This window comes from Pseudoalteromonas luteoviolacea (genome assembly GCF_018100925.1).
Taxonomy (GTDB): Bacteria; Pseudomonadota; Gammaproteobacteria; order Enterobacterales; family Alteromonadaceae; genus Pseudoalteromonas; species Pseudoalteromonas obscura.
The window spans coordinates 191,548-202,638 of sequence record NZ_JAGJEH010000007.1; the positions used below are offsets into that span (position 1 = coordinate 191,548).

Genomic DNA, 11,091 nt, shown 5'->3' on the forward strand with positions numbered 1-11,091 from the left:
CAAACCTATGCCCTTGTGGGCGCATAGACCTAAATTTTGCCGGTGATAAAACTTCAGGACGGTACTACTACAAGCTAACACTTATACAACAACGTAATGGAGATTTATAAACACTGACCGAAATTCTGTCTATGTTCATCTTATAGGGATGCCCCTCTAAGTCAACTAATTTTTAAACATATTTATGAATGCTTAATGACATAATCTCATAAGCATTGTGAACAATTAAAGACAGCGCTATAGGCCTTGTAAAAACACGGCTTTTACCCATATCTATACCAAACAATAATTATTGATTTTTACGCACAAAAAACAACTTTGAGACCGTATATAGAGCGATATTACTAACTTAATAAATGCGCCTAATAATCTATGAAATAAAGCATACAGAGCGCTTACAAATGTGCGCTTCCCCGGTTTAAAAATTGCACATATTGCAACAGAGGTATTTTTATCGCTACTTCTATTTCCGTATTCGCTCGCAACAACCAATTCCCCCTTTATCAGCACAAAAAAATAAAATTTTGTTGGGGGTAGCTGCAGCATTGAGTAAAAAGAATTATAGATCGCTTGATTGTTTAAAACTTTTTTCTAGTAGCAGGTCAACTTCCGAACTTGGCACTGGCTTAGAAAAAAAATGCCCTTGTAATTGATCACACCCATTTTCCGCCAAAGCTTTGGCTTGTAGTTCACATTCGACACCTTCCGCTATGCAATTCACGCCAAGACTCTTCGCAATATTTATCATCACCATCGCAAGATCATCTTGGTGCTCCGCGCCTCCAATCTCATTGACGAAGCTTGGATCAATTTTAATCGAATCAAAATGTAACTCCCTAAGCAAGCTCGGGTTTGTATGCCCTACACCAAAATCATCAATGGCTAGGTGAAATCCAAGCTGGCGCAACGAGTCAAGCGTTGCCGTTAGTTCATCAGCTCGTTCAAGCAATGGTTGCTCAGCAATTTCTAACTCAAACTGCTGCGGTTTTAGCTGATACTTCTCCAACAGGGTCATCAATTGTTCACTAAACATGCCATTTAATAAGTGTTTTATCGATAAATTTAAACACAGCTGCAAATTAGGGTAACGCTCAGACCAAGTTACAAATTGGGGGATGGCCAACTCGAAAACATACATACTCAAATGACCGTTTATCCCCGCACTTTCTGCTACATCTACGAATTGTTCAGCAACTATCAACTCATCACCACACTGCCAGCGAGCCAGTACTTCCAGCTTTTCAATCACTAAAGTCTGCGCATTCAATATTGGCTGAAAGTGCGGTAAGAAAGCTTTTTGATGTAGTGCTTGTATCATCGCCGTTTCTTTTTCAAGATACAGCTCAGCCTCTTTATCTAGCTCGGGACAATAAAATTGATAGTTTGAATGACCTACTTTTTTTGCCCTATACATGGCGGTATCTGCGCTTTTCATCAGTGAGTCTGCGTTTTCCCCATCATCGGGGTACAATGCAACTCCAGCACTAAATGATACATTTACTTGAGTCGCTCTTAGCTCATAGTGACCACCAGATGCCTGAAATACTTTGTCTACGACAAGGCGAACGTGTCGTCTATCTTCCATGCTATCGATAAGTAGAACAAACTCGTCTCCGCCAATACGAGATACGGTATCACAGGCTCTAATACTGGCAGTTAATCGTTTAGCTACTTGCTTCAATAATTCGTCACCATTATCGTGTCCTAACGAATCATTTATTGCCTTAAATTTGTTTAAGTCTAAAAAAATGAGCGCAAATTGATGTTTATGCCGCTTTGCCCTTTTACATGATTGCACCAGTCTATCTTGCAACAGTAACCTGTTAGGCAAACCTGTTAACGCATCATGGTGCGCCAAATGATTCATCTTTTTCCTCAGCAAGCGGGACTCTGTCACATCTTGGAATACCAGCACGGCACCAGCTATTTTATCGCCACGTAAAAAGATAGGTGAGCAACACACCTCGATCGCAAAATCTAGTCCCAAATGATTACGAAAGCAGATTAATTCATTTAAACAAACCGTTTGTAATTCCGTCATTGATTGACGCATTGGATCATCAATTGGCTCTTTGCTGTCTTCTTGAAACAATGGCACCACTTCTTCAAAAGCCTGCCCTTTAACTTCATCAGTTAACAGCGCCAGTACAGCTTCTGCAACGGGATTCATAAAAGTAATTCGATTATTGGTATCTGTGCAAATCACACCATCACCTACTGAACTAAGTGTAATTGCCAGTAATTCATGCTGCTTTTGTAGCTCGCTTTGTTTGTCAACATCCACCAGCTGACCCAAATACACACCAGTTAAGTGGGTGTGATTGAGACTTACTACCAACTCTTTTTGCTTGCCTTCAGAATTGTTTAATTCAAAAGATAGTTGTTCAAAATCCTCCCCCTCACTTTGCCACAATACAAAACGCTCAAAGCTTCGTTCATCAATCAAGCCTTTTAAGCCTATGGCCGTAAGCGCTTCCTCAGGTTCTGCAAGTTGTCTGCAAAAGCCCTGACTTACCGCATATAAGGTGCCGTTTTCACACACTAAAAATTGGCCGTTTAAAGATTCTCTAAATACTTCATAATAGAGCTCACCATGCTCTCCAAAACCAATTTCCTGTTGCTTTTTACGAGCCAAGTAAATTACCCCTCCCCCTAACACGACGGCCATTACAAAGCCTGTTATCGCGAGAGAAAAATAGTTAAATAGCTCAATCAATGACTCATTGCCATAGTGTCCAGCTTCAGTGAATAACCAATTTTCAACAAATTGACTAATTTGGATACCAAATGACAAACCGACTAGAAGAAAAAAAAAGCTAAGTAAAAGTTTTTGAGTGAGTCGATTCATATGCGTTCGCGCGAAATCACTAAGTTAGAAATGAATTTGCAATATTCACTAAGCGTAGACACTGTTGTGCAACTTTTACAGTAAGTACTGACAAATAGATTATTTATATTTCTGGAATTTAACTGGCTTTTGTCCTAAATCTAATAGGGGTGAGAATATCGGAAACAGCCTATGATGACCTTAAGCGACGACACAAAAGTTGTTGAAAACTTTGTTCGAGTGGCACAAATAATCGCTAATTTGGAATCCATATTAACGCAAGCCAAAAACCTATCATTGACCGCAAAAAATGCGCGTGTGGTTGCGTTAAGGGCTGGTGATGCTGCGCTTGGATTCAAGCCCATCACCAACTTTATCGATGAGTTTTCTGAGCAGACCATAAATTCAACAACCAAAATAGCAGATCTATCTAATCAGCTATTTAACAAGGCACTCAAGTTGGTTCGTAGTAGCCAGTACTACCATCAAATGACCATCCTAAAATCGCAGATGAAATCAACCCAAGTAGAGAGTATGTATCAGCAGGCGTTGAAATCGCAGCGACGTGCCGCATCGCAATTATCTCATGCACTCAGCGAGCTAGAAAACCACTTCGAAGATATCCAAAAACAAATGCAAAGTGCAGAGTACATTGCCGTCACCAGTCGTGTTGAAGCGACAAATGCCGGGGATTTTAGTGACAGTTTGCAATCTGTATCTGACTTTATCGCCAGCGCTGCCAAAACAATTAAAACTGCGGTTGTCTACAACTTAAGTGAAATCCATACACTACGGGGAGTACTAAGGTGAAACTAGCGGAATTATACAAAGCCAAAACACACAGCTGGATGATGCTTGAGTGCAATGGTTCGGCAATAAATACCCAGGGCTGTGTCAATCAATACTTTGTTCACACTCAGCACGAATCCATGCTTATGGACCCTGGCGGGATAGAGCTTTTTTCTCCTATGTTAGCGGCTATTTTACAACATACTGAACTCGACAAATTGACGACATTGTTTGCCTCTCACCAAGATCCCGATATCATTGCCACACTCAGCCTATGGGATAAGGCTATTTCTAACGCAACATTATATGCTCCGGCATTATGGGATCGATTCATAGAACACTTTGATCTCGACAACCTGCACTTCGAAGGAATAAATGATGAAGGCGGTGAAATTCAACTAGGCGGTGTTCGTTTGCGGTTACTTCCCGCCCACTATTTGCACTCTGCAGGCAACTTCCAACTTTATGACCCAGCGGCAAAAATCCTTATGAGCGCCAATGTTGGCGCAGCCATCAAAACACAAAATGATGCCAAATATGTAGAGGATTTTTCAAAGCACATCAAAGAAATAGAGCAGTTCCATAAACGCTGGATGCCTTCCAACCAAGCCAAATCAAACTGGATTGCACGAGTCAAAGAGTTAGACATTAATATACTCGCGCCAAATCACGGTAAGTTATATCAAGGGGAGCAAGTGCAAGAGTTTTTGGAATGGTTCGACAAACTGGATGTTGGTAGCGCGGCAAAATAGCCGAAACTGACGTTCTAAGCACGACTTGACATGCTCCAATACACTGGAAGCTGCGCTCAACAACGGTGAGCGCACAATATGAATAAACTGTTATTGCGCGCACATTAAACCAGATCTATAAACCCAGTCTTCATTGTAAAAACCAATATATGGCAATTTGAGGGCTTTGTTATCGTCAACAAAGCCCTGTTAAAGTGGTTTGTTTCAATTCGAAAAGCACCTGTTCTGATCCCGCACCAGTCGAGTAAAAGCACATGAAATTTACCGAGTAAAACTCTCCACTCATATGTTTGCATGGTAAAGTAGGCAAAAAATTTATAATTTGATGACGTGCGTATACTCAACTTTCTCAAACAACTAGGTTTAATTAGTATTATGACAATCAGTACAGCAGTCAGTGCCAGCGACCCCCAAGTAGACTTTCGCAAAGTAATTGGACAAAAGCTCATGCTGGACTTACGTTATTTTTGCAACAACACCGCGCCTACACACTGCCGCCAACCGATGACACAATTGCCACCCGAATTGGCGACATTACTCAAACAATACCACATCGGTGGCGTGATTTTGTTTGCTGAAAACGTACAGCAAACTGAACAAATAGTGTCTCTGACCAAGGATTTACAACGAGCGTGTGAGACGCCCTTGTTCATTTCTATCGATCAAGAAGGGGGGCGTGTAGCTCGCATTAATCGAGCTGAAGCCACTTCTTTTACTGGCAATATGAGTATTGGCGCAACCTATAAAACACATGGTGAGAAATATGCGACGAGTGTCGCTACAACTATTGCCAAAGAACTGAGTAGTCTGGGGATCAATGTAAACTTTGCCCCGACCGTAGATGTCAACGCCAACCCATTGAATCCTGTCATCAATGTACGCTCATTTGGTGAAGATCCAGACCGAGTCGCGATATTAGGTGCTGCACAGGTTAAAGCATTTGAGCAGCACGGCGTCATTTCTGCGCTGAAACACTTCCCAGGGCACGGCGATACTCACGTTGACAGTCACACCGGTTTGCCAAAGGTTGCACACACTCTCGCACAGATAAAACAACAAGATTTGTATCCCTTCGAGCATATAATTAATCGACAACAGCCGGGCATGATCATGACAGCCCACATCCAATACCCCGCCCTTGATAGCAGCACAGTGACAAACAAACAAGGTGAAAAAATGCTCCGTCCAGCAACCATGTCTCGGGCAATTATGCATGACCTGCTCAGAGGGAAAATGAATTATCAAGGTGTCACCATTACCGATGCGCTTGATATGGCAGGGATCAGTGATTTTTTCTCACCGCTAGATGCTGTAATCGAAACGTTCAAAGCTGGGGTTGACATTGCCTTGATGCCGATCCAAGTGCGCACACCTGAAGACATCAAAGCATTTCAATCTTTTTTCAGTGCACTGCATGAAGCTGCACAGTCAGGTCAACTGGACCAACAAGAACTATTGCTATCCAAAGCACGCATAGACAAATTAAAAGCGTCATTCATCAAACATAATTGGACACCCAGTCCAGCCATCGCAAAGGCGACCCTTGGCAACCCACAACACCGAAAAATAGAAGCAGATTTAGCGCTTGCCGCCATCACTGAGGTTAAAAATAAGGCGTTGTTACCTTTGAATATCAAAGACGGTGCACATATTCATTTAATAATGCCTGATAGGCAAAAAGCCACTGCATTAAAACAAGCTTTGCTCAGTGAAGTCGACAAAGATATCAAGATCAGCATTACCAGCTTACAAGCATTCAAGCCTGAACGAGCAAAAAATGCGATTTTAGCAGCCGATTGGGTGATCAGCGCACATGCATCACCACAGCAAAGCGCTGCCGAAATTGGAGGGATGGATGACCTTGTTGAACTTACCGAATATGAAGTATCAAAGCAGCAGCAACCCAAGGCACTATTAGAGCTCATGCAATATGCTCACTCTCACCAAAAAGCGAGTATATTTATAAGTTTGCGTGCACCGTACGAAATTGCAAAATATGCACTATACAATCAGGCGATTTTAGCAAGCTATGCCTATAATGTGGATGTAGCAACAGAAAATGATGTGCGCGGGCCTGCCTATACTGCACTTGCAAAAGTGATTGTCGGTAAAGCTAAAGCGCTTGGGCAACTGCCGGTGAGCATTAACCTTGAGTGATAGGCATTGTCCAAGTACAAGCCCTGCGTAAATATAGAGACTTCTACAATTTAGTGAGGGCAATATGGATCCTAAGGCGTCCTTAACGGCACCTAACGCGATTCGTGAAATGATCAGAGCCGGAGACTACTCAGGTCCAACCAATGGGTTTGTGCCCGGCTTCACACAATGTAATATTGTGATTTTACCTAAAGCATATGCTTTTGATTTTCAAAAGTACTGTCAAAACAACCATGATTGTTGCCCATTACTTGCAACCAGTATCAATGAAGGGGATTTTCGCTTAGACCCGCTGGGCAGCAATATTGATATACGCAGCGATGTGCCAAAATATCGTGTGCTAAAAGACGGTCAATTGGTTGATGAAGTCACCAATATCACAAAAATTTGGCGAACAGATTTTGTCACTTTCGCACTTGCCAGCTACGTAGCGTTTGATTATGTCCTCAATACATTTGGCTTTGATACCTCCACTTCTAGCCCTGCGCATACTTTGCCTATGTACATCAGTGATATACCAAGCCAACCTGTGGGTCCATTTAAGAGCAATAAGGTTGTTTGCCTAAGACCGATGGACACCAAAGAGATTATTCGGGCAATTCAAGCTGGCAGCATCAGCCGCGTACCACACGGGATCCCCGTCCATTTTGGCAACCCCGCTGACATCGGTATCAACAATCTCAGCAAACCCAATTTTGGCGACCCCATTTTTATTCCTGAACACAAACACCCTGTATTTTGGACAACCAGTTTAACCGCTCATCTCGCAATTACCCGCGCAGCGCCAGAATTGTGTATTATCAATAGTCCACAACATATGTTGGTCACTGATAGGCCGGATATGGATCTGTTAATACAATAATTAGAAAGTAGGTTGGCATGTTATTAAACTGCGATTTGGGCGAAAGTTTTGGTGCTTGGAAAATGGGGCTTGATGTCGATGTCATGCCCCATATTGATATGGCAAATATTGCATGTGGCTTTCATGCTGGCGACCCAAGCGTTATGGCGCAAACTTTGGCTCTTGCTAAGGAGCACTCAGTTAGTATTGGTGCACACCCAAGTTACCCAGACTTACAAGGATTTGGTCGTCGCTCATTGAATATGGCAAAGCAAGACCTGATTCATTGCATTCACTATCAAGTTGCCGCACTTGAAGGCATGGCTAATATAGCAGGAATGCAGCTCACCTATGTCAAACCACATGGTGCCCTCTATAACGATATGATGCGCGATGCATCTATACTGGAAACATTGCTCGAAGCGCTAAGCATTTATCCTTCAAATCTCAAGTTAATGCTGCTCGCCACGGCGCAGGCAGAGCAGCACAAAAACTTAGCAGACCAATATAAAGTGGATATTCTGCTAGAAGCGTTTGCGGATAGACTTTATACCGATGACGGACTGCTCACCCCAAGAACACAGCCTAATGCCGTGCACAATGAAGAGAAATTGCTGGAGCAAGTTGATCTACTTGCTACAAAACAGTCTGTCTTAACGGCCACAGGGAAAACACTATTCTTACCCGCTGATACACTTTGTGTTCATGGCGACAATCTGCATGCGATCAATCAAATTCAAAAAATTAAAAACATTCTCAATGCCCACACCTAGATAATTCAAACAACTAAGGACAAATATGGAGTTGTTAACTTCGCGCCTAAGGCTAAGACCTTTGAACCAACAAGACTGGCCGCTTTTCCAAGCATTAAACCAAAACCCTGAAGTCATGAAATTTGTCGCGGATATTCAACAAGTAAGTGAGATTAAAGCCAATTTCGATCTCCGCTGCTGCCTCTGGCACAACTATTCAAACACTTGGCTCACACTAGTTATTGAGCGACAAGATACGGGAGAGCCCATTGGTTTGCATGGGTTTAAAACGATTTCTGACACCCCAGCTGTTGCTGAACTTGGTTTTATGCTTTGCCCCAATCATCAGGGACAAGGGTTTGCTTTTGAAGCTTCAATGGCCGTTATTGAAAATGCATTTAAAGTACACCACTATGATACGCTCATAGCTACGGTGACAAAAGGAAATACCGCTTCAGAACAACTACTGTATAAGCTGGGGTTTAAAGTACACCAAGTCATTGAGAGAAATTATATGATTGGCGGTAACTTGTTGGATGATATTGAACTTGTCTTAAACAAACCGGCTGCAAAAAAGCGCCACCCTGCGTAATTGGGTGGCGCTTGGTCCCTCAGAGATTTCGCTCAGAGGCTTGATATGTGCGAGTTAAAACGGGCCCGTATTTATGTCAGGAGACTGCCATAAACTAGACCAGACGAAGTTACCATGGATATAGTAGATCGTATCTCCATGGATAACGCCTCTGTCGTCCGACGCTCGCACATAAGGAACGCTGTTTGTCGGATCATCATAAGTTGCAATACTGCTACCAAGATAGGTCAAAGATCCGGAGTTTTCGGTATTCACTTCAAATGCAGCCAATTCATTGATGTTACCCCAAACACTTGAGTTATCGGCTAAAATAGTGGCTTCCCAAGATTCCACCGGTAATGTCATGCGAAACTCTTGGTCGCTCACCTTCACCCAGCTAAATGCGTGATGATCAAATTCAACTGGCGTATAACCGCCTGCAAATACATGCTCTTTAATCAAGGTTGGTGACGTCATGTTGCTTACATCAAACAAACTAACTTTTGCACCGATTTCAGGGAATACTGTATTTGATGTATCATCATCGTTGTTGTCGACGACCGCAGGTTCTGAGAGAAATGCAAAGTCCCCTACGTTTTGACCAACACCGATTAATAAATTATCTGATACAGGATGAAGGTATGCAGAATACCCAGGTATTTCCAGCGCGCCAGCTATTACTGGCTCAGCAGGTTTTGACAAGTCAATAACATACAGTGGATCTATGCGCCTAAACGTCACGACGTACGCTCTTTCACCCATAAACCTCACCGCATAGATATTTTCTTCAACCATACCGTTGTCTTCAACTTTACCTATCGGGGTTGGCTGGCTTTCGTTAGGCAAAGTTGAAACTAGCTCGAGGTTAGTTCCCTGTTGCTCCAACACAAATAACTGATGAACCATACCTTTCGTTTCGCTAAAACGGGTTGTGACCAAGCGAAGCTTGTCTTCAAACTCGCTCAGCCTAAAAGCAGCATCACTCACGTTTTGAACAATTAAAGGTTCAATCATGCCACCAAAGTTACTGCCGAACCCTAGCGATCCTTCAACTGCCCCAGATGCGCTATAGGTAATATTGCCATCCGCTATTGAGAACTTATGTAGCGCTGTTTGAGATAAGTCATCAAAGCTTACAGCATCACTTGGCCAAAAGCGTTTATGTAAATAAATACTTTGCTGCGAGGCATACACACCATCTGTTGGTACGTTGATACAGGTTGATTGAACACTAGATGGGTTTTGCATCGAAATTTTGGTGATTGTAGTGATGGTATTAGCACTGTCAGTCACCACCGTATCTTCTGGAATATAACACGAACTAGGGTCAAACAAAGGCGATACTGTTCCTGTTTTTAGGTCCGTGATCTTGGGTAATAACTCAGATACGTTGAGTTGATACAATGCTTGATAAACCGCCAAATCATCACTTAGTTCTGTACTGTAATTGGCATCAAATTCACTGATAACATACAACTGGTCATTGATCACCCTGCTATCTAGAATGTTGCCGTCAACTCGATATTGCTTAAGCACTTCGGCTTGCTCAGGAGTGGTTACATCTGCAAAGCTTAATTCAAACGTATTAAGAAAGGTGTTCGCTACCACTGACGTATCAGAGGCTGTACTGCTTGACGCAGGGGACACATCCAAAGTCAGTACTGGATATTTAAATACAGACGCAAGTCGCCCGTCGTTCAAGTAGAGCTCTTGTTGACTATATAAGTTCTCTGAAGCCTCTATTCTCTCGACTTCTTCAACGCCTTGCTCCGTGCGTTTCATCACGCGAACATATTGCTTAAATACCGCGTTTTGAGCTAGCTCTTGAGCCGAATGTGCAGCAATGTATAAATAGTTGCCGTCATATTCGATCCGATCCCCTTCATCAACGCCCGACTCGACAACATTCGTAGATGAAAACTGATTGCTTGACTCTCCCTCAGAGACTGGCGATGCATTGACAGGAGATTCGAGGCTAGAATCATTTTTGTCACTTGGTCGACTATTCAAATAGACGCCGTTTTTCAATAGTGAACTAAACTCACCTGATGACGCTTTTTTCAGCTTTGCTGAAGACTCACCTAACCAGGTTAACTCTGGTACACTTGTCGGTAATTTGGTCTCTCCCTGATCTACCTTGTTATCACTATTACTATCACTACCTCCGCCACATGCAACTAAAGCAGGCAAAACAGCTATCGCAACGCCCACTTTTGCCAGTGAAAGAGTAAATCTAGAGTAAAACATAGTTGTGCTCCTTGATTGAAAGTAACTTTACTTTAATACAGTGACACCATTCTTCTGTTATTTCGCTCGATCTATTTGTTATTTAATGTAACCAGTTCTGGTAATTACTAAAATTGCTGGTAAATTTAGCCCTAGGTTTTACAGGAGTAAATTGA

The 11,091-nt window shown here is 42.6% G+C and carries 8 protein-coding genes; 6 read left to right on the plus strand and 2 right to left on the minus strand.

Features of this window, described 5'->3' with window-relative positions:
- Window positions 1-559 precede the first annotated feature (559 nt).
- Complete coding sequence (locus J8M00_RS16365) at window positions 560-2,848, minus strand: putative bifunctional diguanylate cyclase/phosphodiesterase (protein ID WP_211011612.1); 2,289 nt, start codon at window positions 2,846-2,848, stop codon at window positions 560-562.
- A 171-nt stretch (window positions 2,849-3,019) separates the two neighbouring features.
- Here J8M00_RS16365 and J8M00_RS16370 point away from each other — a divergent pair, with 171 nt between their 5' ends.
- From J8M00_RS16370 to J8M00_RS16395, 6 genes are all read left to right on the plus strand, one after another.
- Complete coding sequence (locus J8M00_RS16370) at window positions 3,020-3,637, plus strand: chemotaxis protein (RefSeq protein WP_211011613.1); 618 nt, start codon at window positions 3,020-3,022, stop codon at window positions 3,635-3,637.
- Window positions 3,634-4,368: an MBL fold metallo-hydrolase gene (locus J8M00_RS16375; protein WP_211011614.1), complete on the plus strand. Its 735-nt coding sequence runs from the start codon at window positions 3,634-3,636 to the stop codon at window positions 4,366-4,368. The genes J8M00_RS16370 and J8M00_RS16375 overlap by 4 nt, the downstream gene beginning before the upstream one ends.
- Before the next feature lie 375 nt (window positions 4,369-4,743).
- On the plus strand, window positions 4,744-6,525 hold the full coding sequence (locus J8M00_RS16380; RefSeq protein ID WP_211011615.1) for a glycoside hydrolase family 3 protein: 1,782 nt from the start codon (window positions 4,744-4,746) through the stop codon (window positions 6,523-6,525).
- A 64-nt stretch (window positions 6,526-6,589) separates the two neighbouring features.
- The gene (locus J8M00_RS16385; protein WP_211011616.1) at window positions 6,590-7,387 is read left to right on the plus strand and encodes a D-glutamate cyclase family protein; all 798 of its coding nucleotides are present in this window, start codon (window positions 6,590-6,592) and stop codon (window positions 7,385-7,387) included.
- Between the two features lie 17 nt (window positions 7,388-7,404).
- Complete coding sequence (locus tag J8M00_RS16390; protein WP_211011617.1) at window positions 7,405-8,139, plus strand: 5-oxoprolinase subunit PxpA; 735 nt, start codon at window positions 7,405-7,407, stop codon at window positions 8,137-8,139.
- A 25-nt stretch (window positions 8,140-8,164) separates the two neighbouring features.
- Window positions 8,165-8,710: a GNAT family N-acetyltransferase gene (locus J8M00_RS16395; RefSeq protein ID WP_211011618.1), complete on the plus strand. Its 546-nt coding sequence runs from the start codon at window positions 8,165-8,167 to the stop codon at window positions 8,708-8,710.
- Window positions 8,711-8,764: 54 nt separating this feature from the next.
- Here the strand turns inward: J8M00_RS16395 and J8M00_RS16400 are convergent, their stop codons facing one another.
- Window positions 8,765-10,936, minus strand: a complete 2,172-nt coding sequence (locus tag J8M00_RS16400) for a beta-propeller domain-containing protein (protein ID WP_211011619.1) — start codon at window positions 10,934-10,936, stop codon at window positions 8,765-8,767.
- Between the last annotated feature and the right edge of the window lie 155 nt (window positions 10,937-11,091).

Bases quoted from the DNA above. Each gene is read 5' to 3' on its own strand.
- J8M00_RS16390 (WP_211011617.1), top strand. From the start codon at position 7,405: ATGTTATTAAACTGCGATTTGGGCGAAAGTTTTGGTGCTTGGAAAATG.
- J8M00_RS16380 (WP_211011615.1), top strand. From the start codon at position 4,744: ATGACAATCAGTACAGCAGTCAGTGCCAGCGACCCCCAAGTAGACTTT.
- J8M00_RS16370 (WP_211011613.1), top strand. From the start codon at position 3,020: ATGATGACCTTAAGCGACGACACAAAAGTTGTTGAAAACTTTGTTCGA.
- J8M00_RS16385 (WP_211011616.1), top strand. From the start codon at position 6,590: ATGGATCCTAAGGCGTCCTTAACGGCACCTAACGCGATTCGTGAAATG.
- J8M00_RS16365 (WP_211011612.1), bottom strand. From the start codon at position 2,848: ATGAATCGACTCACTCAAAAACTTTTACTTAGCTTTTTTTTTCTTCTA.
- J8M00_RS16395 (WP_211011618.1), top strand. From the start codon at position 8,165: ATGGAGTTGTTAACTTCGCGCCTAAGGCTAAGACCTTTGAACCAACAA.
- J8M00_RS16400 (WP_211011619.1), bottom strand. From the start codon at position 10,936: ATGTTTTACTCTAGATTTACTCTTTCACTGGCAAAAGTGGGCGTTGCG.